The sequence below is a fragment of the Borrelia hispanica CRI genome (assembly GCF_000500065.1).
GTDB lineage: Bacteria > Spirochaetota > Spirochaetia > Borreliales > Borreliaceae > Borrelia > Borrelia hispanica.
This window is the reverse complement of sequence record NZ_AYOU01000121.1, coordinates 184,736-209,770: the sequence shown is the minus strand read 5'-3', so window position 1 is coordinate 209,770 and position 25,035 is coordinate 184,736. Positions and strand designations below refer to the sequence as shown.

Below are 25,035 nucleotides of genomic sequence, written 5' to 3'. Positions count from 1 at the left end.
TTTATTCAATTAAATAATAATTTAACGACTAACTAAGACATACAAAAATAATTATTAAAAATTATTTTCATCATAACATATAATCAATGTCTTTAACTACAATGTTATTCGTTATTACATACACATGCACAACCATTCAATAAAGATTTGTACATCCATAAATACTTTTCAAAAGAAACAATAATATCATCTAAAATATTAGCTGTCCCATAATCAGATGTACTATCAATAAAACATCTTGTCTTAGACATATTCTTAATAATATCACCTAAATTACAAATAATACTCTTAATTGAAGGTATTAAACTTGAACTTACATCTAAAGTAATTTCTTTAATAAACGACTTCTTAATAAATTCAGAACATCTAAATTCAGAATCATATCCAAGTCCTCTAGATCTCTCAGCTATGATATCAATAACCTCTGCAACATAATCATAAAGTTTTTCTGTTTCTTTATGTATCACAAAAAAATTAATATCCTTAATATTCCAATGAATACCTCTTAAATTAGCATAAAAAATATGTAAGCCCGCTAACAATTCCTGAAGTGCTAAATGAATTTTAGCTGAATTTTCTTTTTCTAAATAACCCAAATTATTTTCCACATTATTCTCCTATTTAATATAATTACATATATGTTATAATTATATTATTTTAGTATAAGTAGGTTTATTATGCAAAAAAAAATTCCTATCATTATTTTATTCCTTACAAGTCAATGTGCACTCATGGGCACCAATAAAGACTTAACTTTTCTTTACTCAGATATTCATAAATTAAGAGATAATTTAAATTTAAAAAAACTAGAGGTAGATAAAACCCTTGAAACTGTAGCAAAAGAATATGCAATAAATTTAGATAAAAATGACGTATTAACACATACACTATTTGGAACAACTCCTATGCAACGAGTAAGCAAATATGACAAAAATTTTTGCAGAATAAGAGAAATTTTAGCAGCAAAAATGGAAGTTCAAGATGTAACTAATGCATGGCTTCAAAGTCCAAAACACAAAGAAGCTCTAATAAATAAAGATACAAGCAAAATAGGCGGGTATGTATTACGCACAAAAGATAACAAAAATATATTTGTGGTTCTTTTTGGAGAAAAATGTAAAAGAATTTGACATAAATCAAGTTTATCTTATATAATTTCTATTGATACTTCAAGGGTTTATAGCTCAGGTGGTCAGAGCGCCTGCCTTACAAGCAGGATGTCGGGGGTTCGAGTCCCTCTGGACCCAAAATTATTGTGTTAGTTCCCTTAATTTAATCTCAAATATAATATTTCAACATTACTAAGACTTAAATAAGTGAAGTTTAAAAATTAAATTAATATTATTTTCCTTTAAATCCTTATCCAATTTCTCTAAACAAAACATAGCGTCATTTTTATCTTTAAAAAGCAAAATAAAAGCCCCTCCTCTACCAGCACCACTCAATTTTCCAGCAACAGCCTTAAACTCCCTTCCCCTTGCTATTATGTAATTAAGTATATTTGAAGACAATCCTAAAGAATCTAAATAATTATTGGCAATATTAACATTATTTGCTAACAAATCAATATCTTGTTTCTTAAAAGCAGCATAAGAATTCTCAACAATATAACCAAGCTTTTCAATAATATCAAATTGGCTATTCTCAACAGAAATTTTATAATTTAAATCAGATATTATCTTACTTGTTTCACATTCCCTTTTGACAGCACCAACCAAAAAATAAAAATTACAAAATTCTATTTTTTTATAACTGAAAATACCATTTTTATTTTCCAAATAAAAAGTCCCATTTAATTCAACAAGTAAAATATCCATACCAGAAGATTTACCATGAAAAATGTTTTCAATTTCTCTTGCTAATAAAATCTTATCATAAGCATTATATTCATCATGACTTACAATGTATTCAGCAAAACATAAACTAAGACTGGCAGAAGAACCAAATCCCAAACCAACTGGAATTTGAGAAAATATTAAAAATTCAATAGGCCTAACTTTACTAAAGTTTCTATTAATAAAGGATATTATTTCATCTATTTTGAAAGAAGGCTCCCCCAAATATCTCCAATAAGTAGAAAAAGTATAAACTAAATACATATAAAAAGGTATCGTAGTACCAATTACTGGAAAGCCATAAACAGCACTATGTTCACCTAAAAATAATATTTTGGAAGATTTTTTTATTATAAACATCTAATGAAATTTAACACCAACCAAATCTAGATTTATAGGTTCAATATCAAATTGTTTAAAAACTTCAAAATTTGGATTATAGACTAAAAAAGTTTCATTCCCAGCACCCAAAGCCTTAATCAAAGTACATTCATCTTTAAGATAAGAAAGATTTAAAGGTAACTCAGCAGAAATTCCTATTCTCTTCCCAATTTCCAAGCCTATATTTCTTGCCAACTTTAAACTAGACAGTAAACAATGAGTAGAATTACTAACATTTAAAATAATATTTTCCATTACAATATTAACATCTCGCATAAAACTCACCAAAGAATCTCTATATCCATTATATCTAATGATAGCATTAGTAGTTTTAACGGGACCTGGACCTTTCATTAGATAAAAATTGTCAAAACATATTTTATCTAAAAGCTCATATTTCGGAGAATTACCTCCCCTAAACATAACAACACCTCCAAAAAGACTTGTAGCAATATCATACCCACTACCCATACCCCCTTGAGCATATCTGTAAGCTTCAAGGCAATACATAAAAATTTTATCTTTAAGAAAATTTTTACCACCATTTAAAATTAAATAAATTCCACATACAATCCCAACAGCAACAACAGCACTCGACCCAAATCCTTTCTTAACACCACTATTTAAAAAAAAATTACTTGTATCAACATAAACATCAAAGGGAAAAACTTCTAAATTATTAAAATAATAATACTTTAAATAGCTAAACATCTTAAAAATAAAATCATCATTACTTTCTATTAAAGTAAAACCATCAATTTTAGTTCTTTTAGCAAAAAAACGCCATTTATCACTTTGTTTAAAAGAAAAATAAGCTCTCTCGTCAATTGCAATTGCAAGACCAAAACCATTTTCTTCTAAAATAGAATATTCACCCATTAAAAGCAAATTACCAGGCACTGAAAAATTTATCATATCCATTCCAAACCACGTCCAATCCCTGAAACAATAAAATTAACATCTTTAAAATTTTTAGTAAGTTTGGGCAAAATCAAATTCAAATCTTTCTTTAAACACAATATCTTAACTTGTGGTCCAGCATCCATAGTTTCAAAAACAGAAAAACCCTCTCTTCGCAACTCAGCCACATATTTTATCAAATTTATAGTATTATCTTTGAAATAAATAATAGAAGATGATAACATTAAGGCAAACATACACTGATAACTTTTAACAACTCTCAAACCAAATTTATTAAAATCTCCTATTAAAAAAAAATATAAAGCTTCCTTAAAGATATTTTGACTAGATTTAATCCAAGCATCCCAATAAAACTTTTCTTGCTTACAAAGCTCCATGGCAGTTCTTGAAGAAATTTCTTTTTCTTGCCCATCAACTATAGCAAATATAATGCACAATTCATTAAAACAATTGTAATTATTACATTGAAATGCACTTAAAGCACCTTCTTTTAAAAAAGTAAATCCACCATAAATAGCTCTTGACGCTGAAGCTGATCCTATTCTTGCAAGATTTGAAGCTTTTTGATGAGAATATTGATTAAAATATTTTAAAATACAAGCAGCAATAGACGCAAAACCAGAACTTGAACTTGCAAGTCCTGCTGATGTTGGAAAATTATTTTCACTAACTATCTTAAATCTAATATCTAATTTATTTAATATTTTTCTTGCATAATTGAAAAATCTTTTTTCTCTATTTTGTAAAACAACAGATTTCGAATTCAGAATTATTTCATCTGTAGATGACAATTCAAGTTCAGTTATAGAATAAAATTTATCAACACTAACAGCAATACTCGAAGTAGCAGGAATATTTAAAAATCTATCTCTCTTTCCCCAATATTTAATTAAAGCCAGACTAGGATTTACCTTACATTTAACCTTCACACTAAGCTCTCAAATCACTTAAAAATTTCAATGCAAAATCAAGAGAATAAATTCCGTTTTCATTCATACTCAATAATATTTTTTCTCTCTCATCACTAGACACATTATAATCTCTTTCAAGAAGATATAAAATCTTATTAACATGCAATCTCATATGTCCCCTTTGAATTCCATCAAAAGCAAGTGCTCTTAAAGCCGCAAAATTGCTTGAAAGTCCAACACAAGCAAGAATACCCATAAACTCCTTTTTGCAATCAATACCCATAATTTTAAAGCTTAACATAGATGCCTCATGCGAACCAACTGAACCTCCTTTAATCCCAACTTGTAAAGGTAATTCTATTTCTCCCATCAAATTTTCATCGGAAACATAAAATTTACTAAGAGGTAAGTATTTACCACTTCTTGAGGCAAATTTATGTATGCTTGCCTCAAGAGCCCTTGTATCATTAAGTGTAGCAACACATAAACCTGTTATACCATTCATAATACCTTTATTATTAGTAATAGCACGCTCTTCTTCAAAAAATCCTATCTTTGAAATAAGAGAGATATTATGTGCTAAAGTCAAGGATTCTTCATTATTCTTAAGCAAATTATTAATATTTAACCTAAAATTGGCCTTTACAGAAAAATCATTAGAATCATTACTCAAAATCTTCAATACACATTTATATCCAAATTCTAAATTAATATTATGGGCCACTCTTTCAGCCACTGAATTTAATAAATTTGAACCCATAACATCACAAACATCTATGTAAATATTTAATTTTTGAATACCAATTTCTTCAATAAATTTAGTAGAAAGTCTTCTAAAACCTCCACCCCTAAGTTCCATGTTTTTTAAGAGAGATTTAGACCAAAAATCTATTTTTTCATGAAGACCAAGAAGAATATCACTTAAATCTTTATCTGTGCTTATATAAACTTGAGCAATACCTAACACCTCACCCACAGAATAACTTAAATTTGCAGTTTCAAGAATTTTAGCTGCAAAATTCAATGCAGCAATAACAGATGGTTCTTCCGTAGCAATAGGTACACTATAATATTTATCATTTACTTTTAAATTTTTAACAATACCAACAGGCAAAGATAGATAACCAATATAATTCTCTATCATATGAGACAAAAAATTCTCATCAGTAGAATCATAAAAAAAATCATCAAAATTTAATTTTAAAAAATCCTTTATCTCTCGTTTTTTATCTAAAATACTTTTATTTCTAAAATCATCACTAAGTTTCATAACAATCTTTAAAACCCTTAATATTAAGCATCAATGGATAACTTAAAAAATATTTATTTGTTCTAAACTGTGCCAAATTTTGACTATTACTTAAAAGCATAGACATCTTTAAGACATATTCATAGTCTTTGAAAAGCTTATATAAAGCTTCTTCGCCTCCTGCATAAAAAACCCTCAGAACAGCCCCTGCAACTCCTACTAATTGAGCCCCAAGAGCAATACCTTTTGCAATATCCATACCTGTTTCATATCCTCCTGATGCAAAAATCTTATCTTTAAAAGACTCATCAATACTAAGTAATGTCAAAACCGAAGATATGCCCCAATTAGCAAAACAAGATGCAATATCTAAATTTTTTTCTTTAATACCTTCAACTAAAACCCAATTAGTACCACCACTACCAGCAAGATCAACATAAGAAACTCCAAGTTCTAACAAACTAATAACAGCATCAGGCGACATTCCAAAACCGGTTTCTTTAACAATGACTGGCAAATTTGACACAGAACAAAACTTAGCAATTGTGTCTTTAATTCCTTTAAAGCTTCTCCCACCCTTAGAATTCATCAATTCTTGACCAGAATTTAAATGCAAAATTATAGCATCAACCTCCAACCTCTTATTCATCTCAATTATTTCAAAAACACCAAATTCTCGTAACTGAACAACACCTATATTAGAAAACAACGGAATATTATCAGCATATTTTTTTAATGAAAAATCTTTAATATATTCAGGATATTTAAATATAAGCTTAAAAGAGCCAAGACCCATAGGAATACCAATATCATTTGCAATTCTAACAAGAGATTTATTCAATTTATTACCTTCTCTAACTCCTCCTGTCATTGATGATATAAAAATAGGCATAGCAATATCATAACCAAATAAATTCTCATGCGTATCTATTTCACAAAAATCAAGCTCACTAAGTGCATCATGTTTTATATTAACAAAATTTAAAAGATTATCACTTTTATTAACATTTTCCCTATTTAAACAAATTTCAATTTGTTGTCTCTTATTATCTAATATATTAGGCTCGATACCCATAAATTCGATATCCATCTTCCCTAATTTCTTTTAAATAAAAACCTTGTGACTCATGTGGAATAATTTTATTTTCAAAAAAATTTCGATATTCATCAAAATTTGCATTGTGCCTTACTGAAAGTAGTTTATCAATATCCCAAGTCTTAATCACATAATGAGCATTCTTTTCAACAGTAAGCTCATAAATAACCATAATATTTCCAGACCCATAAGAACAAAAAAGTATACTCTCTCCACTAATATCCTTTTTTTCAAATACTCGCTTTAAATAAGACATTAAAGATAAAAATATTGATCCTGTATATAAATTCCCAACTTCCTTAGAAGCTTCAACAGAATCATAAAAGTCTATTGATTCTAAATAAGCATTCCTCTCAGATTCATCTTCGCTATAATATTTTTTTAAAACATAATGCATAGAATCTATAGGCATTTTTGCAAAAGGAACATGTAAAATAAATCTATACTTAGAAAATAAATCTTTAATGCTCATATTTTTCTTATATGCAAAATCGGCTAAAGCCCCTTCATTTGCCTTATTGTAACAATCAATAGAATAACGCCCTTTCACTTTAGCTTCAAGACTTCCAAATGGCCTAAAGAAATCATCAACATCATCAGTATAAACTCCAAATTCAGACAAATTAATAGATAAAACTTTTGGATTTTTCTCAATTAAAACTGCTGCAGCCCCAGCACCTTGAGTAATTTCTGCTGTAGTAAGATTATTATAATGCGCAATATCACTAGAGAATACTATTCCATATTCAGATCCATTTAAATGACTTAAAATACTTGAAGCACTATGCAAAGAAAGTGCGGTCCCTGCACAAGCATGCTGAACTTGAAAAGTTAAAAAATTATTCTCTAAATTAATCCCAGCCAACTTTAAAGCCCCATAAACATACGATGATATTGATTTTGAATGATCTACTCCTGTCTCAGTTCCACCTAGAAATATCCTCATATTCTTTAAATCAAGATCATTATTATCAAAAATCATCTTAACAGCAGCACTTGCCATTGTAACACTGTCTTCATTAGTACCTGTAAATCTAAATGCCTTCTGAAGCGTCGCATCAATGGCTCTATTAAATTTAGCAAAAAAATTTTCATCAGAATTGTACAATGAATTATCTAAAAGAACACGAAAATCTAAACAATTTAAAGGCAAAAAAACTCTAATATCACTAATACCAACTTTCATCAATTTCCTCCAATTTAAAAAATGATTACCAAGTAATTTATACTATAGATCATAAAAATATCAAAGTTCAATATGATATGCTAAGAGGAGAAATAAATTATGAAAATAGCAGTACTTCTATCTGGTGGAGTAGACAGCTCCGTAGCTCTTTATACAATGATACAAAAAGGATATAAGAATATAAAATGTTATTATCTAAAAATTTGGCTTGAAGATGAACTTTCCTATATAGGCGAATGTCCTTGGAAAGAAGATATAACTTACGTAGATTCTGTATGTAAAAAACTCAATGTACCATATGAAATTATTAATTTACAAGAAGAATACTACGACAGAGTAGTAACTTATGCTATTGAAGAATTAAAAATGGGAAATACACCAAGCCCAGATATATTTTGTAATCAAAGAATTAAATTCGGTGCATTTTTTGAAAAAATAAATGAAAAATATGATTTAATTGTAACAGGACACTATGCAAAAATAGAAAATAAAAATAATTGCTATACATTAAAACAAGCTAAAGACAAAATAAAAGATCAAAGTTACTTTCTCTCTCATCTCTCTAAAAAACAAATATCCAAATTACATTTCCCATTGGGTGATTTATTAAAAAGTGAAATAAGACAAATAGCACATGAAATAGATTTGCCAAACAAAAACAGAAAAGACAGCCAAGGAATCTGCTTTCTTGGAAAAATCAAATATAACGAATTTATAAAATATCATTTAGGAGAACTTAAAGGTAATATAATTGAACAAGAGACTGGTAAAATACTTGGAACACATAATGGATATTGGTTTTTCACAATTGGCCAAAGAAAAGGTATTAAACTTAGTCATGGACCATGGTTTGTAACAGAAAAGGATATTCAAAATAATATCATTTATATTTCAAACAGTATAAATTATCTAAAACAAGGTAAAGAACAATTTTTAGTTCATAAAACAAATTGGATCAATAAACCACTAAAAAATGACAACTTAAGCGCAAAAATAAGACATGGAGAAAAAAAAATAAAATGTAAAATAGAAATATTAAAAGATAACATTATAAAAGTTAACCTAGAAGAAAAAGACTATGGAATTTCACCAGGTCAATTTTGCATATTTTATAAAGAAGATGAATGCCTAGGTGGAGCTAAAATCCTTAAAACACTAATATAAAAGATATATTTTATATCAAAATAAACCTATAGTAACCATTTATTTCTATAGGTTTATTGATCAATCTTAAAATAATCAACAGAATCTTTTAAATGTTTCACACTCTCCAACATTCTTTCCGACATCGCTGAAAGATTCTCACTACTTGATGCTGTTGTTTGAACCAATTGACTAACTTGTTCTATTGCATTTTTAAATTGTACAATTTGATTACGCTGATTAGAACTTTCACGAGTAATATTTTTCACAAGCCCAGCCGTTTCTTCCATTCCAGGAACGATTTGCTTAAAGTTATTACCTGCTTTACTTGCAATAGTTAAACTTTTATTTGCAATATCAATAATTTCTCTAGCAGACTCCTTACTTTGATCAGCAAGCTTTCTTACTTCAGCAGCAACAACTTCAAACCCCTTACCCTTATCTCCAACTCGTGCGGCTTCAATAGAAGCATTTAAAGCAAGTAAATTAGTTTGTCTTGTTATCTCATCAATAATACTGATTTTATCTGTAATAATTTCCATAGCCTGAATGGCTTTAGTAACAGACTGATATCCTTCCTTAGTTTTCTCATTAGTATTAACAGCAATACTCTCGGTAGTAGATGCATTATAGGTATTCTCAGTAACACCTTGCGATATTTGTTCAATATTTGCTGTCATTTCCTCCAATGTAGAAGCTTGTTCAACCGCACCAGAACTTAAATTCTGACTTGCATTCGCTATTTGAATTGCATTTTCATAAAGATAATCAAGATTCTCATTAATTATCTTAGCAACAGACGAAAAATTTTCTCTCAAAAGTCCCAAATCATCATATAATTTATGAATTTCTTCAGTATCCCACCTTAAAGCATGACTTGTAACTGTAAAATCTCCAGAAGCAAGTTTTTCAGAATAATTTAAAATTCCATTTAAAGCAGAACTAAGTTTACCTACAAGATAAATAGTAACAAAACCAAGAACAATTAAAGTAATTACAAAGCCTATACTCAAAATGAAAGTAGTAAGTTTAGGCATATAATAAAAATCTGCCCTATTAGCTCTCAAATATACTATAAATGAAACACCAGATAATTTACATTTTACCCTTTGAGCAAATCCAATATACTCATCGTCAAAAGGATCAACATAACGACCAAAACTAATTTCTTTATTTTTTTGTATCAAATCTTCATAACAATTCTTAAATACACGCTCATAATACGTATTAGATTTCACAAAATTATCACCAGGAGTCCACTTATGATGAATCATAAATGAACCTGTCTCATCAAATACCATAGCACGACCACTATTTAATGTTCCAAAACGAATACCTTTAAACGAATTATAGAGATAATCAAAAGCATAAAAGATCATAAAATATCCAAAAATATCATTGGTAACATTATCTCTTAAAGGAACACCTATCAATAAATAAGGAATTTGTCCTGATTCGTTTTTTATTTTAGAAATATCTTTCATTAAAACTTCTTCAATCGAACCAGAATCTGCCAATAAAACAGAAGAATTATACATATAACTAGAAGCTTGCAATTTAAGAAAATATTCTTTATCTGCAACAGAAACACCATAATCACTATTATCTTTAACAGCAGTAGTAAATATTATTTTACCTAACTTATCGGTTATCATTAAGTTATTACCCCTACCCGTTTTAACCAAAATTTCAATTTGATCTAAAATAGCCTCGATTCTTTTAGGTTTACTTCTAGCAATAGATTCAAACCTTTCTACAGAATCTAAATACATCGAAGTAACTTTTACCCGCTCCTCCATTGAATATAAATAACTAGTTAGTGAATTTTTGACATTGCCAATAAGATTTTGCATAAGATCCAATTGTTGCGCTATCAAACTTGAATTAATTAACATTCCAAATCCAATAAATAATACAGAAATAAAAATTGCTATAAGCATACTAACAATAAGTAATATCCTAACTCTTAGCTTCAGTTTCATATAACAACTACCCCTTAAAATAAGCTTTAAAAATCTGAAAAATCATCATCAAAATCTAAATCCTTATCAACAACATCAATAGCTTTCTTAGGATCGACCCTTTTATTAATAGACTTATAATTCATACTTGAATCATCACGAACACCATTTGCTTTATTACCTACAACTGAACTACTCTTAACATTTATAGGAGCAAAATTTTCCTTCATCAAATCATCATCAACTTCAAATTTATCAGAATCATCAGTCTTGAAAAAAGATATTACCTCTTTAAGTTCCTTAGCTTTTTCAAGCATCCTATCAGCCATACTTGAAAGCTCTTCACTGCTTGATGCAGAAGCTTGTACTACCTCACCAACCTGATCAAGAGCCACCTTAAACTGCATAATTTGTTCATTTTGTTTATAACTTCCTTCAGAAATTTTCTTTACAAGATTAGTAGTCTTTTCTATGTCAGGCAACATATCCCGAAATATCATCCCCGCCTCCGTTGCTAACCTAGAATTTTCTTCAACTAATTCACCAATTTCAAGCGCAGATTCTTTACTAAGATCAGCAAGCTTTCTAATCTCACTTGCTACAACAGCAAACCCTTTACCTTCCTCTCCAGCTCTTGCAGCCTCAATTGCTGCATTTAAAGCAAGCAAATTCGTCTTTCTAGCTATCTCTTCAATAACACTAACTTTCTCAACAATAGCTTGCATAGCCACAACAGATTCTTCAACAGCCTCACCACCTATGTGAGCATTTTGATCAGTAACTAAAGCTATTCTTTCGGTCTCTTGGGAATTATCAGCACTCATCTTAACCCCATCTGATATTTGTTCTATATTAGCTGACATTTCTTCAAGTGTTGAAGCCTGTTGCAATGCACTAGAACTTAAACCTTGACTTGAATTTGCAACCTCAATACTTGCCTTATTAACATAATCAATATTTTTAAGAACACTTGTAATAGCATCTGCAATAGCATTTTTCATTTTGATAATTTGCACACCCAGCAAACTAAGTTCATCATAATATCCATCATCACCAATAACACAAGTTTTATCTAAATTCCCTTTAAGCATTCTTCTTACTAAATTAATAAACACATTTAATCTAAAAACAATAATGGACTCTATTTTGACTGCAAGAATGACAATCAATATAATAAGTCCCAAAATAGAACACGCAACAAATTTAAAAGCCAAACTGTTAACAACACCGTAAATATCTTCATAAGGGATTCTAGCAAGAAGAACCCCACTATTATGCCCAAGTTCACTGCTAATAGGCAAAATAGCATAATAATTATACAATCCCATCTCTGGCAAAAAAGCTCTTTGAATTTCATAAACTGATGTTTCAGTTGCAACATCGGCTTTTCTAGGGGGATTAGATAACGTACTCTTTAAAAGACTAATAAAAGAATCACTAACTTTAAAACTCTCATTATACTCTATTAGAGGATTCACAAGATAATTTTGTGAATCAAAATAAGCTAAATTTCCTCTATTATAAAATCCAAACCTAGATCTATCTAATTGCTCTCTTATACAATCGTCAAGTAAATAACCTACTAAATAGCCAAGAAATACCTTATCTTCAGCCGAATGTACAGGAACAACTATAGCAGAAGCCTTTTTATCCTTATAGTAAGATCTAACAGCAACTTCTCCTGCTATACCCTCATTAAGAGACGTATACCAACCAACAAAATCCAATTTATCTTTATTATAACCTTCAACAGCTTTTTTAAAATACTCTGTACCTGACTCAGGTTGCGCAAAATCTGAATTATTTTCATATCTTGTAGTAACAATTATATTGCCTTCAAAATCAAGAAATGCAAAGTCTTCATAAAAAGTATCAAGTTTTAAATCCCACAATATGTTGTATAAACGATTACGATATTTTTTATCAAACTTTACAGTATCAAGAACTATTTTAGAATTTTCTCTAAGCCTATCTATTTCCATCTCTGAAAACATACGTCCACCATTCTTAACCACTGAATATTCATCCATAGTCTCAAGAGCCAAATTAGAACTGGCACCATCAATTATAATATAAAATGTATCTAATAAAGATTGTACAGAAAAAGCAGCCCGTCTTACTTGAGCTCTTGTTAACTGCTTATAATAACGTTCTAAATAATTACCCAAAATAAACTTAAAAATCAAAGAAAAAAACAATATTACTAATAATAAACATAAGAATAAATACCCGACAAATTTGTACTTAACTTTTAACATAAAACTACCTCGTAAATTAATCCTTCAGTCAATTAATTTAACAAACAACAAACTTACAAATATAAAAATAAATAGACACTCCCATATACTCTATCTCAAAAAATATAATTCATAAATAAATCCTACACCAATTCCAACTGTATATTAAAAAAAATCAAAATAAAAATCAATCTTCTCTACAAGGTAAACCCAAAGCTTGAGGAGTATAATTATTATTTGCAAAAAACATAAGGCTTAAAATTATAACAATATACGGTAAAATAATTAATATTTTAAGAGGAACAAATACAGAAAAAAAAGAAATTTGAGATGTCATAACAACTAGAGTCCTTATAAAAGAAAATAAAAAACTACCCATTAAAATTCCAAAAGGTTGCCAATTTCCAAAAATTACCATAACAATAGCAATAAAACCTTGACCACCAACAATTCCCTGCATATAACTTGAAGCAATGACAGTCGAGAGAACTGCCCCAGCAACCCCTGCAAATAAACCACTAAATAAAACACAAAAAAATCTAATCATAACAACATTAACTCCAAGAGACTTTAAAACTTCTGGGGCCTCACCACTAGCTTTAATTCTAAGTCCAATCTTAGTATATTTAAACATTATATAAAAAAAAATGACACACATTATTGCAATATAGAGTGAATATCTTTTTCCAAAAATTTGAAATATAATAGACTTCTTATCCAAAACCCCATCAAAAAGTATAGGTAACTTAACATCTATTGGAGGGGTTGATGCAGAACCAAAAATCAAAGTCCCAAATAACATAGCAATAGACGGCCCTATAAAGTTAATAGCCATTCCAGTGATTACCTGATCTGATTTAAGAAAAATAGTGAAAATAGCATGTAAAAGTGACAGAAGGAGACCTGATAAACCTCCAGCAAAAATTGCAAATAAAGGACTGCCATAACAATATGCAACTGTAGCACCAACAAATGCACCAAGGGCCATTGTACCCTCAATGCCAACATTAATTATTCCACTTTTCTCACTTATAAGTCCACCAAGTCCAGCCAAAATCAAAGTTTGAGAATTCACAAGAGTTTCGCTAATTAGAAATATTAGTGCGTTTAACACCTTTAATTGCCTCCAAAAACACCTTTCTTAAAAAATGACTAGCAGAAATCACAATCACCACTATCCCTATCATCAAAGATACAATTGAAGAAGAAAGACCCATTAAACTCTGAACTCTGCTACTACCATAAATTAAAATTGAGAATAAAATACTTGAAAATATTATCCCTATTGGAGAATTATTACCTATTAAAGCAACGGCTATACCATTAAAACCCGTTCCCTCCATATACGAAAGCTTAAATATTCCCTTATTAACACCCATAACTTGTATAGCACCTGCAAGACCAGAAAGAGCCCCTGCAAGAAACATAACAAACATCAAAACCTTCTTAATATCAATTCCCACACGATAAGACGCTAAAATATTATATCCTATAGAACTTATTTTAAATCCAAGCATCGTTTTATTCAATAAAATCCACATTAAAACAGCAACAACAATACCAATAATTATTCCAAAATTAAGAGGTGCTTTTAACAAGTCATTAATAAATGGATGCTCTCCTCTATAAGCAAGTCCTTCAGATGAAAGTTTCCAAGAACCAAAAAAATCAATAAAAGCGCTCTCTCGAATTGGCTTGGATAAATCACTATCACCTTTTTTAATAACGGGCAAATCTATAATTATATTATTTATATGAAATAAAATCCAATTAAACATTATCCCTGAAATCACTTCATTTATATTAAACTTGATTTTTAAATAACCAATTAAAACACCTAAAATTCCTGATACTAAGAATGCAAAAAACAAAACAACAACCACATGTAATAAAGGAACAAACTCAAAAAAAATTCCACCTATTAAAGCTGCAATTGAACCAAGCATAAATTGACTCTCAACACCAATATTAAAAAGTCCCACTTTTAATGCAATGCCAATTGAAAGCCCCGTCAAAATCAAAGGCGTAGCATAACTTATAATATATCCTAAATGTTTAGGAGACAAAAACATAACCTCTATCATTATAAAATACATTTTCAAAGGAGAATATCCAAGAACTAACACTATTAAACCAACAATTAAAATTCCTAAAAAGAATGAAAAAAAATTAATAAACATTGGAGAACTTATAAATGTCATAATGACTTCTCTAAATCTATAATTATTAATCATCATTTACCTACACCCACCATCATTTTACTAATAATATCCGCATCAAAATTATCCTCTAAAACACCTATGATTTTGCCATCATACATTACAGCTATTCTATCACAAACACGAATAAGTTCATCAAGTTCAAGAGATACAAGAAGAACAGTCATTCCTGCATTCCTTTGCTCAATAATTTTTTCATAAATATTTTCAATGGCACCTATATCAAGCCCTCTTGTAGGTTGCACTGCTAATAGAATCTCAGGTTTCAAATTAATCTCACGTGCAATAATTACTTTTTGCTGATTACCTCCAGATAGATTTTTAACTTTACTCAAAATATCTCTTGGTCTAATATCAAATGTAATCACAAGTTGTTCGCTTACTTTCTTAAGAACAGAAAAATTAAAATTAACAAATTGCTTCTTTAAAGCATTGAAAAATTTAAACTTTATTTTATCATTTTCTATATTATTACCTTTCATTTTTAAATACTTCACATCATCAAAACTCTTAATAGCAATATTTTGTAAAATATTAAAATCTAAAATAAGTCCGTGTTTTTGCCTATCAGACGGAATATGACCTATTTTTTTATCTATTATTTGCTTAACAGTAAGACCTTTTATTGATTCAAACTTACCATCAACTTTCTTAATTATATCTCCACTAAAAATAGATCTAATGCCAATAATAGCATCAATCAACTCTTCTTGACCACTTCCTTCAACTCCAGCTATCCCAAAAATCTCACCTTCTTTAAGGTCAAAACTAATGTTTTTAACTCGTAAAATACCTCTCTCATCTTTAACTTTTAAATTTTTAATTTCAAGAACATTTGTATAAGTAACACTCTGTCTCTTAGACATATCAAGAAAAGTATTTTTACCTATCATCAATTTAGTAAATACTACCTCACTCGTAGTAGCAACATCAAAAGTTCCAATAACTCTCCCAAGACGCATAACTGTACATCTCTGTGCCACAGATTTTATTTCCTTTATCTTATGTGTAATAAGTATTACGGTATATCCTTCAATAGCCAATATCTTTAAAACATTCATAAATTCATTTATTTCGTTAGGCGTAAGTACTGCCGTAGGTTCGTCAAAAATAATAATATCCGCATTTCTATAGAGAACTTTGAGTATTTCTATTTTTTGTCTCATTCCAATGCTTAAATTTTCAACAGGCTTATCAATATCTATTTTTAAACCATGTTTTTCAGAAAGTTGAATTATTTTTTTTTTTACAAGATCATAATTAACAAACCCAAATTTTGAATCTTCATATCCTAAAATAATATTTTGAACTGCAGTAAACTTAGCAATTAGCATAAAATGTTGAAACACCATACCAATACCACTACGAATAGACTCACTTGAATCTTTCAGTTTAAGTTCACGCCCTCTTAAAAAAATTTGTCCGCCATCAGGTCTGTGAATTCCATAAATAATTTTCATTAAAGTGGTCTTGCCAGCACCATTCTCACCAAGAATTGCATGTATCTCTCCCTTCTTAAAATTGATACAAACATTATCATTAGCAACAAAGTCGCCATACCGTTTAGTAACTTTATCTAAAACCAATATATCTTGCATCAAAAGATAACCTAAATTTTAACTAAGTTAAATAACATTACTTACACCCTAGCCAGACATAATAAAACGAAAAACAAATATTTTCAAGGAATATTTAGAAAAAAACAAAAATAATGTAAAATTTATAAATGCTATAATAACATAAACAAAAAATAGAAATAATGATAAAATGAAGCAAATGATATATGACTTTCAAGAGGATTACAATATGAAAATCAAAGCTTGCATTTTTGATATGGATGGAACTTTAATAAACAGCATCATGGATATTGCATCATCAATGAACTTTGCTTTAAAAAAATTAGGATATAGAGAAATTCAAACAGAAGAATTTAATACTCTGGTTGGAAAAGGATATTCCAAATTAATAGAAAACACTCTCAAGCATCTAAATATCAATCTAAATGACAAGCATCTTAATGACAATCTTTATCAAGAATTTGTAAAAGCATACAATCAAAATTTATATTTTCACACAAAAACATATGATGGAATACCAGAACTTTTGAAAAAACTAAACTCACTAAATATCCCTATTGGAATTTTAAGTAATAAAAACCATGAAGAATTACTAATAATCACAAAAGAAATATTTCAAGACATCAAATTTTTTGAAGTCAGAGGTTATTCATCAAAATTCGAAGCAAAACCAGATCCTGAAAATGCCCTTGATATGATTATAGAACTCAATCTTATGCCACAAGAAATAGCATATATTGGTGATAGTGATGTTGATATGTTAACTGCTCAAAATGCTGGTTTTTTACCCATAGGAGTCTCATGGGGATTTAGAACAATACAGGAATTAAAAGAAAACGGAGCAAAATACATATTAAATAATCCATTTGAACTCTTAGACATAATCAAATGAACCTAAAAATATATTTTCCACATCTTTACCACTACTTATTTAATCATGAAAGCATAAAAGGATTATCGGTTTTTGAAAAAGAAGTTGAAATAATCAAATACATAGAAGATAATAAAGAAACCATTTCAACATTTATAAATGAAAATTTTAAATTTGACACAGATTCACTAATTCAATACGTTAAGGAAAAAACAAACATAATAATTAGTCCTATTATTTTATCAAATATTGAATCTATTGATCTAAATATTGTAAAAGATCTTTTTAATAAAAAATTTAATAAAAATAACCTTGAATTAATATTTAACTCCATTAAAACAAATCCTTATTTAAGAAAAGAATTTCTATATAATTTTAATATTATAAGTAGTGGATATATAACATTCTATATAAATAAACTTTTTGAAGATAAAAATTCTTACACAATATACTTAATCAAAAAAGAAAATAATATTTTTGACTCTTCTAAAATTATAAAAAACTATATTAAAATTTTATTATTATTAAAAATTCTAATAATTAAATTTTATTTAGAAAAAGAAATAAGGTTAATTCCTCAAAATATTGAAAACATATCAAAATTGGTTAGCAAAGAAATAGAATTTTTAGACAATAACACAGTAAAGATAATAACTCAGAGTCTATTTAAATATGAACACTTAAGCAATATGTCTCCAATTGCAACATTAATATCAATCTTTTCAAATAGAACTAAAATTCCAAATATCAAAAATAACAGAACAAAAGGATTTATAGGATACGATGAAAGTTGGTTTTCAATAAAGCAATCAAATTCAAAAGACTACGATCCAAGAATTATTAAAGAACTCTTAGAAATAGCTAGGAAAAACAAATGGTAAAAATATTTTCAAATTTTTTTAAAGCAATTTTAATAGCATCAATATTTACATTTTTAATGGAAGAATTATCGATAATACTTTTTTTGCCATATAAAATCCGATTTGCTTTAATATTCATTGGATTCTTATTTGACATAATATTAATTCTTATTTTCTTTTACAAAATTTTAAAGGCATATTTTTTAAAAATATCACAAATATACATAAGGAATAATCTATTCTTCGATTTAATACATTGTCTAGTTCCTTTAATATTTTATAGTTCTCATCAAATGCAAAATATACTAAATCCTCAAGAAACAATCTTAACTCCAATAATACTCTCACTCTTTAAATTAAGATTCTTAAGACTTCTTAGATTTAACGACTTAATGATTGAAATTTATTATAATCCAAAAGAAAAAAATTTAATTTTAATTGCATTTGCCAGAACATTTTCAATAAGTTCACTGGTTCCATTTATATTTTTCATCATATTCTCAAGTTCAGGTTTTGCAAATACAATCCCAGAAAAACAAGAATTCAACATAATCAAAAACATTTCTATCACAACTGAAAAAAATTATATTAAAGAAAAATATCCCTTTATACTTATTATTAAAGATAAAGAAAAAACTATATATTCTAAATCTGATGATATATTTTTTTACTACAGTCCTAGTGAATATAAAATTATTGAAATAGACAAAACAAAATTCTATATAGACAAATATTTACAAAGAAAAAATGACTCTGTAATAGGAATATTTTTATTTACTCTTTTCATATCATTTGCAATATTTTTAACAAATTTTTATAAATTTTTTAAAGCAAGTTTCCTAAACCCAATTATATTAATGCACAAAGTTTTACAAGACCCATTTGAGTATAGAAAAATTCAAATTCCATTTCATTTTAGTGAAGAAAAAGTATATGAAATGGCAAAAACATTTAACAACGTTTTATTAAAGAATAAATTAAATACAAAAAGAAAAAGCAAACTTCCATTAGAAATTGAACAACTAAAGAAAATAATAAATAGTAACAATAAGGAAAACATATGATCAGAAAAATATTATTATTTTTAATAATTAACACATCAATTCATTCAAGATTAATAACACCTTCAATAGAAAAACGATCATCAGAATCCATGAGAAAATATTCTGCTTTTAACTTATTAATAGAAGAAGAATATTATACTCAACATCCAAAAAGTACACATGAAATACAGATATATGAATTAACAGAAAATTTCATAAAAAGTATTCTAAAAAATAAAATTGATGACACACAAATCACTCCAACATATAGAGAAACCAACAAATATTTACTGAAAAGTGAAATCATTGACAAAGATTTTACAAAATACAAAATATTTAAAATTAAAACTATAGATTCAATTTTTAAAAGCTCAGCATTAATATATACCACACAAGGATTTTACAAGCTAGAACTATATATCAGTAATAATAAAGACAAATTAGAAATTTTCAACCTCAATCCATCATACTTCACAAAAAATCCAAAAGAAATAACTAATGAAATGATTTTTTATAACAACAATAATAAATAATCAACACTAATTTCATTGGACAAATACAGACATAACTCTTTGAAGAACCTTGGCTCTATCAAGAGGTTTTACAATAAACGTCTTTGCACCCTTAATCAAACAATCCTTAACCAACTGCTCTTTCCCCAAAGCAGAAATCATTATTACTTTAGCATTTTTATCAAATTCAATAATATTATCAAGACATGTCATTCCATCCATTTTTGGCATAGTAATATCAAGAGTAACAATATCGACATTAGGATAATGATTTTTATACTTAACCACAGCTTCTTCACCATCAGCAGCAGTATCAATGACGTTAAATCCTTCAGAAGTAAAAATTTGAGTAAGTTGCTTTACGGTAAAAACCGAATCATCCACAATCAAAACATTAAAAGGAACTCCTGTATCATAATTAATACCTCTTGGTTTACTTGCAGCATCCGTAGCAATTGTAGTTTTCTGGATCATATTAAACCCTCTTTTTTAATAATAAGCACTCTCAATTCCATAATGATATCAAACCCTCTCCCTTATTGCAATATTAACTTCAATAATTTTATTATCTGGCAAAGTAAAAGGTACTATTAATGCTTCAGATCCTTTATTACTTATCTTCATATTCTCTCCATAAATGAAAGCTGGAGGAGTTATGTCAAACACAAAACCCTTAGAATGTAGAGTAGTAACAAAATTACCAGCAATAATATTACCAACTTCTGTAAGAGTTGCTGCTACCATTTCCTTAGTCTCCTCATCATCAAAATTAACATACTCTTCAAAATTTAATTTAGATGCAACAAAAAGTGCAGTATCAATATCCATGTCAATAATAATACTTCCTTCAACAGAACCTGCAAGCCCTACGATAACAGAAACTCCCTTTATCTTTTGATTTATTGATTTAAGCCCAGGACTGCCCATTTGAATATCATCGACAAGCAACATATCTCTTAAAACTGAAGAAGCAGCATCTAAAAATGGTTCTATATAATCTATCCTCATTAATTTCTCCTTTAAATCCTCTTATATAGGTTAAAATATTTTACAGACTTATCTTTTACAAAAAGATCATTATTCTTAAGTTCTTCATTATCTCCCAAAATCAAAAGAGCACCTCTAACAGATTTTTCTACAATTGCATTCAGAATTAAAATTTGACCATCATCATTCAAGAAACATAAAATATCTCTTAAAAACACAATTCCCAAATTTTCTGGAAATTCTGATAAAATGGCATCTGAATATTCAAATAAAATACTATTCATAATCTCTGGCTTAAATTTATAAACTCCTGAAGTTTGCTCAAAGGAATTTCTTCGATAAATCTCACTCAAATTAATCTCAGATTCCAAGAAAACCAGATTAGAAGTACCTATAACTTTATTAAAATCATTATCAATAGCCGTTACTTTAAAAGGATTTTTATAAGACTCATACAAAACATTCACGAAAGATATTGTCTCTTTTCCTTCACCACATCCAATTTCAAAAACATTTAAAATAGTACCAATATTACTCATATTATTAACATGCTGTTGAACAATTTCCTCCTTAAATTCCTTTAAATACCGCTCATTCCATAATTGACCCGATGATTTTGAATAAAATTCACTTAAGAAGTTATCATAAGCTAAATCATTAATATTTGCAATATCTAATTTAACTCTTATCCTCTTTAAAAAATCGTCACTCACCAAGGATGCATTAAAAGAATATTTAAAAAGATTTTCTTTAATCACCCTTAAATCATCTAAATTATCCTTAGAAGATAACACATGATTACTAGCAGATGCTCCTGATAACTCCAAATAATTATTATCAGAAGATATCGACTGCTCTTCATGCCCAGAAGTACCTATCTTATCACATGTATTTTTACTCTCTTCCAATAAAAATTCTTTCTCTTCTATATCATTATCATAATTAAAAATTTTACCAACATCAAGAACAATGTACAATTTTGAACCATATTCAACTACACCCCTCATATAATGTATCAATGTTTCTTGAAATAAAACAGGATGAGGATCTTGAATCAAAGAAGAATCAATTGAAAAAACATTATTAACCTTATCAACAATAACTCCTATTAATAGATCGTTATTTCTAAGCACCATAACATCTTCAAACTCTTTTTTAACGATTTTCAAATTAAACATTATTCTCAAATCAATAATAGAAATTATTTCCCCTCTTAAATTGTCAAGACCAACCACATATTTTTTAGCATTAGGAACATATGTAAAATTATTAGACTTTCTAATCTCTTTAACTTGCATGATATCTACCAAATAACTATCATCCCCAATGTTGAAAGATACCACTTTAAAATCTAAATTAACAGAATCCTTTCCTTTAAGACGACTACCAACATTATGTTCATCTAAATATATCTCTTTTATTTCCATCATAAGACTATCCCTGCATATCCCTTAAGTCAAACAACCTAAACACATCAATAATCAGAACAACCTTACCATTACCAAGTGTAGTAGCTCCAACTATTCCAGGGCTCGAAGCATACTTATCTTTAATAGGTTTTACAACAAAATCTTCCTCTCCAAGAATAGAATCAACAACTATACCTGCTTTTTTACCATTAATGCTAATCACTATCAAAAATTTTTCATACAAATCTTGATGATCATTTTTTATATTAAAAAGCTCATCAAGCCTAAGCACAGATATAACTTCTTCCCTTAAATTATATACTTCATGATCATTTTCAAGAAGCTTAATATCATCTTCATTAATTCTATGAGTTTCAAGAACACTATTTAAAGGAATAACATAAATCTCATTACCTGATTTTACAAGAAGTCCTTGAACAATTACCAATGTTAAAGGAAGTTTAATTTTAAAAGTAGTACCAACATTAATTTTTGAATCTATAATGATAGTTCCATTTAATTTTTTAACATTATTTTTAACAACATCAAGCCCTACACCCCTACCAGAAACATCTGTAATTTGACTAGCTGTCGAAAACCCAGGCTCAAAAATCAAATTAAGCATTTCACTCTCTGAAAGAACTGTATTTTCATTTATTAAACCTTTTTCAATTGATTTTTTCCTAATGACATTTGGATCTATACCTTTCCCATCATCTTCAATTTCAATTGATATCACATTACCTTCATTTTTGGCACGCAAAATTATATGACCGGTTTTATCTTTTCCCTTACTAATCCTTTCATCTATAGTTTCAATTCCATGATCCATAGAATTTCTAATACAATGCATTAAAGGATCTACAAGGTCATCTATAACAGATTTATCAACTTCAGTATCTTCTCCTTGCGTACTCAGTTCTACAACCTTACCCAATTTCTTTGAAAGATCTCTTATTACTCTTGTAAACCTTGAAAAAATACTAGCAACCGGCAACATCCGTGTTTTTAAAACACTCTCATGCAAATCAGTAATTATCCTAGAGAGTCTACTAGATGCAAATCTAGAATCTTGGTGAATCTTAAATAATAAATCTTTTAGATTCATCATATCTTGCAAACTTCTATCAAATTTATGTTCCAATAACTCTACTATCCGTGTCTCAATAGAATTTTCCAAATCTAAACCGAAATCTTTAAAAATCATCTTTAAATCTGACAAAAAACTATTACGAAAATTTTCTTGATAATCATAAAAATAATTAAAACCATAAATAAAAGATGTCATATCAGAATTTATTTGATTATAGGACGACTTACTAATGACAGCTTCACTTACAAGATTTAATATAGAATCTATTCTTTTACTATCAATTCTAATTAAATTAACATTTAAAGCTGATTTCTTAGATTCTTTAACAGGAGCATAAGCATCAACTTCAGCACTTACATCCATACCTTTAATATTTTTCAAATCAACTTCGCTAATATCAAAACTAACAACAACATCTGATAAATCTACCTTTTTAGAAATACTCTCTATTGAAGTTTTTGATATTAAATAATAAACAATCAAATCAAAAAATTTATCTGCCAGTAAATCTTCACTATCAGGAATAGATTTATAAATCTCCCCCAAACTTTTCAAAGCCTGTAACATTTGAAAGCCAGAAATAGTTGACATAGGATTATTTTTATTGAAATACAATTTAACTTCAAATAACTTAGAATCTCCAATATTATCTCTTAAATTAATAATCTCATCATGAGAGAGTTGCAAACTATCCTTATTAGATGCTGCATTATCCTGAGAGAGAGTATTATTAATAACTAAATTTTGCTCTCTTAAGCTTGCTTTTGCCAATTCATTATCAATATCAAATTCATTAATTGAATAATCTGTCGCAACATCAGATAAATTTATCTTTTCTTCAATATTATGAATATTTAAATATATCAAGTAATAATCCACTCTTCTTAAAAATTGATTAGCAATCAATTGGTCATAACTTGGAACTGTGTGAAGAATTGGACCTAAATCCTTTAAAGCTTGAAACATCTGTATCCCAGCAATTGTAGCCATGGGATCATCTTTATCAAAATCAATACTAACTTTTAAAATTTTTTGACCAAGCCCTACAGCTTCACGCATATCATTAATATCAGAAGAAGAGAGTAAAAATTCATCATTATCTTTATTTTCTAAAACCGCAATAGAAGTTGTCTGATGATCATATTCCAAAAATCCTCTTAATTTACTCTTAAGTCCACTTACATCCTGCAAATAAACATCTCCATTAAGACGTGCATCAAGCATACTTTTTATTACATCAAGCGCATTTAAAAGTAAATCAATAAGATCATTACATATTTTTAATTTATTATCTCTAATAGCATCAAATACATCCTCAACAACATGCGTAAAACTTGAAAGTTCCATCATATCAACAGAAGCTGAACTGCCCTTAATAGTATGTGCAGCCCTGAATATTTCATCAATAGTTTCCATATTATGAGGGTCATCTTCTAATGAAATAATATTCTCTTCAAGAGTATCTACAAGATTTTGAGCCTCTTCAAAAAAAATTTCTAAAAGCTCTTTATTATCTGCATCTATCATTAACCCGTTTTCCTATT

The 25,035-nt window shown here is 28.3% G+C and carries 22 protein-coding genes and 1 tRNA gene; 7 read left to right on the top strand and 16 right to left on the bottom strand.

Annotation, left to right across the window (positions count from 1 at the left end; translation table 11 throughout):
- Positions 1-104: 104 nt before the first annotated feature.
- A complete protein-coding gene (locus U880_RS0104505; protein WP_024654949.1) occupies positions 105-608 on the bottom strand; it encodes a Dps family protein in 504 nt (167 codons plus the stop codon).
- A gap of 69 nt (positions 609-677) precedes the next feature.
- Here U880_RS0104505 and U880_RS0104500 point away from each other — a divergent pair, with 69 nt between their 5' ends.
- Together U880_RS0104500 and U880_RS0104495 are read left to right on the top strand one after the other, a co-directional pair.
- Positions 678-1,130 (top strand): CAP domain-containing protein, encoded by a 453-nt coding sequence (locus U880_RS0104500; protein ID WP_024654948.1) that lies wholly within the window; start codon positions 678-680, stop codon positions 1,128-1,130.
- 43 nt (positions 1,131-1,173) lie between these two features.
- A tRNA-Val gene (locus tag U880_RS0104495) sits at positions 1,174-1,247 on the top strand.
- Positions 1,248-1,301: 54 nt separating this feature from the next.
- Here U880_RS0104495 and mvk read toward each other — a convergent pair.
- Genes mvk through U880_RS0104465 form a run of 6 tightly spaced genes read right to left on the bottom strand, consistent with a single transcriptional unit; the run spans position 1,302 to position 7,579 of the window.
- On the bottom strand, positions 1,302-2,195 hold the full coding sequence (gene mvk, locus U880_RS0104490) for a mevalonate kinase (RefSeq protein WP_024654947.1): 894 nt from the start codon (positions 2,193-2,195) through the stop codon (positions 1,302-1,304).
- Positions 2,196-3,137, bottom strand: coding sequence for a GHMP family kinase ATP-binding protein (locus U880_RS0104485; RefSeq protein ID WP_024654946.1), 942 nt, complete (start codon positions 3,135-3,137; stop codon positions 2,196-2,198). It abuts the gene before it with no gap.
- Positions 3,128-4,066 carry a diphosphomevalonate decarboxylase gene (gene mvaD / locus U880_RS0104480; protein WP_024654945.1) on the bottom strand — a complete coding sequence of 313 codons (939 nt, stop codon included), beginning with the start codon at positions 4,064-4,066 and terminating at the stop codon, positions 3,128-3,130. The genes U880_RS0104485 and mvaD overlap by 10 nt, the downstream gene beginning before the upstream one ends.
- Before the next feature lies 1 nt (position 4,067).
- Entirely contained in the window at positions 4,068-5,318 is a 1,251-nt protein-coding gene (locus U880_RS0104475) for a hydroxymethylglutaryl-CoA reductase, degradative (protein WP_024654944.1), read from the bottom strand.
- Positions 5,308-6,372: a type 2 isopentenyl-diphosphate Delta-isomerase gene (gene fni / locus U880_RS0104470; protein WP_024654943.1), complete on the bottom strand. Its 1,065-nt coding sequence runs from the start codon at positions 6,370-6,372 to the stop codon at positions 5,308-5,310. Before fni ends, U880_RS0104475 begins: the two co-directional genes overlap by 11 nt.
- Positions 6,356-7,579 (bottom strand): hydroxymethylglutaryl-CoA synthase, encoded by a 1,224-nt coding sequence (locus tag U880_RS0104465; RefSeq protein WP_024654942.1) that lies wholly within the window; start codon positions 7,577-7,579, stop codon positions 6,356-6,358. The genes fni and U880_RS0104465 overlap by 17 nt, the downstream gene beginning before the upstream one ends.
- Before the next feature lie 99 nt (positions 7,580-7,678).
- Between U880_RS0104465 and mnmA the strand changes: the two genes are divergently transcribed.
- Positions 7,679-8,743 (top strand): tRNA 2-thiouridine(34) synthase MnmA, encoded by a 1,065-nt coding sequence (mnmA, locus tag U880_RS0104460; RefSeq protein ID WP_024654941.1) that lies wholly within the window; start codon positions 7,679-7,681, stop codon positions 8,741-8,743.
- 53 nt (positions 8,744-8,796) lie between these two features.
- On the opposite strand, the gene U880_RS0104455 is transcribed toward mnmA, so the two are convergent.
- From U880_RS0104455 to U880_RS0104435, 5 genes are all read right to left on the bottom strand, one after another.
- On the bottom strand, positions 8,797-10,704 hold the full coding sequence (locus U880_RS0104455) for a methyl-accepting chemotaxis protein (RefSeq protein ID WP_038359235.1): 1,908 nt from the start codon (positions 10,702-10,704) through the stop codon (positions 8,797-8,799).
- Between the two features lie 26 nt (positions 10,705-10,730).
- The gene (locus U880_RS0104450) at positions 10,731-12,941 is read right to left on the bottom strand and encodes a methyl-accepting chemotaxis protein (protein WP_024654939.1); all 2,211 of its coding nucleotides are present in this window, start codon (positions 12,939-12,941) and stop codon (positions 10,731-10,733) included.
- A 166-nt stretch (positions 12,942-13,107) separates the two neighbouring features.
- Positions 13,108-14,034, bottom strand: coding sequence for an ABC transporter permease (locus tag U880_RS0104445; RefSeq protein WP_024654938.1), 927 nt, complete (start codon positions 14,032-14,034; stop codon positions 13,108-13,110).
- Positions 14,006-15,154 (bottom strand): ABC transporter permease, encoded by a 1,149-nt coding sequence (locus U880_RS0104440; protein WP_038359232.1) that lies wholly within the window; start codon positions 15,152-15,154, stop codon positions 14,006-14,008. The genes U880_RS0104445 and U880_RS0104440 overlap by 29 nt, the downstream gene beginning before the upstream one ends.
- Complete coding sequence (locus tag U880_RS0104435) at positions 15,154-16,740, bottom strand: ABC transporter ATP-binding protein (protein ID WP_024654936.1); 1,587 nt, start codon at positions 16,738-16,740, stop codon at positions 15,154-15,156. Before U880_RS0104435 ends, U880_RS0104440 begins: the two co-directional genes overlap by 1 nt.
- Before the next feature lie 205 nt (positions 16,741-16,945).
- Here U880_RS0104435 and U880_RS0104430 point away from each other — a divergent pair, with 205 nt between their 5' ends.
- From U880_RS0104430 to U880_RS0104415, 4 genes are read left to right on the top strand one after another with little or no spacing between them, the layout of a single operon-like run.
- On the top strand, positions 16,946-17,608 hold the full coding sequence (locus tag U880_RS0104430; RefSeq protein ID WP_024654935.1) for an HAD family hydrolase: 663 nt from the start codon (positions 16,946-16,948) through the stop codon (positions 17,606-17,608).
- Positions 17,605-18,468 carry a hypothetical protein gene (locus U880_RS0104425; protein ID WP_024654934.1) on the top strand — a complete coding sequence of 288 codons (864 nt, stop codon included), beginning with the start codon at positions 17,605-17,607 and terminating at the stop codon, positions 18,466-18,468. The genes U880_RS0104430 and U880_RS0104425 overlap by 4 nt, the downstream gene beginning before the upstream one ends.
- On the top strand, positions 18,462-19,511 hold the full coding sequence (locus U880_RS0104420) for a hypothetical protein (RefSeq protein ID WP_024654933.1): 1,050 nt from the start codon (positions 18,462-18,464) through the stop codon (positions 19,509-19,511). Before U880_RS0104425 ends, U880_RS0104420 begins: the two co-directional genes overlap by 7 nt.
- Positions 19,508-20,023, top strand: a complete 516-nt coding sequence (locus tag U880_RS0104415; protein ID WP_024654932.1) for a hypothetical protein — start codon at positions 19,508-19,510, stop codon at positions 20,021-20,023. The genes U880_RS0104420 and U880_RS0104415 overlap by 4 nt, the downstream gene beginning before the upstream one ends.
- A 12-nt stretch (positions 20,024-20,035) precedes the next feature.
- Here U880_RS0104415 and U880_RS0104410 read toward each other — a convergent pair whose 3' ends face one another.
- Genes U880_RS0104410 through U880_RS0104395 form a run of 4 tightly spaced genes read right to left on the bottom strand, consistent with a single transcriptional unit; the run spans position 20,036 to position 25,018 of the window.
- Positions 20,036-20,476 (bottom strand): response regulator, encoded by a 441-nt coding sequence (locus U880_RS0104410; RefSeq protein ID WP_024654931.1) that lies wholly within the window; start codon positions 20,474-20,476, stop codon positions 20,036-20,038.
- A gap of 48 nt (positions 20,477-20,524) precedes the next feature.
- Positions 20,525-21,010, bottom strand: a complete 486-nt coding sequence (locus U880_RS0104405; RefSeq protein WP_024654930.1) for a chemotaxis protein CheX — start codon at positions 21,008-21,010, stop codon at positions 20,525-20,527.
- Positions 21,011-21,021: 11 nt separating this feature from the next.
- Positions 21,022-22,416: a CheR family methyltransferase gene (locus tag U880_RS0104400; protein WP_024654929.1), complete on the bottom strand. Its 1,395-nt coding sequence runs from the start codon at positions 22,414-22,416 to the stop codon at positions 21,022-21,024.
- A gap of 7 nt (positions 22,417-22,423) precedes the next feature.
- A complete protein-coding gene (locus U880_RS0104395) occupies positions 22,424-25,018 on the bottom strand; it encodes a chemotaxis protein CheA (protein WP_024654928.1) in 2,595 nt (864 codons plus the stop codon).
- Between the last annotated feature and the right edge of the window lie 17 nt (positions 25,019-25,035).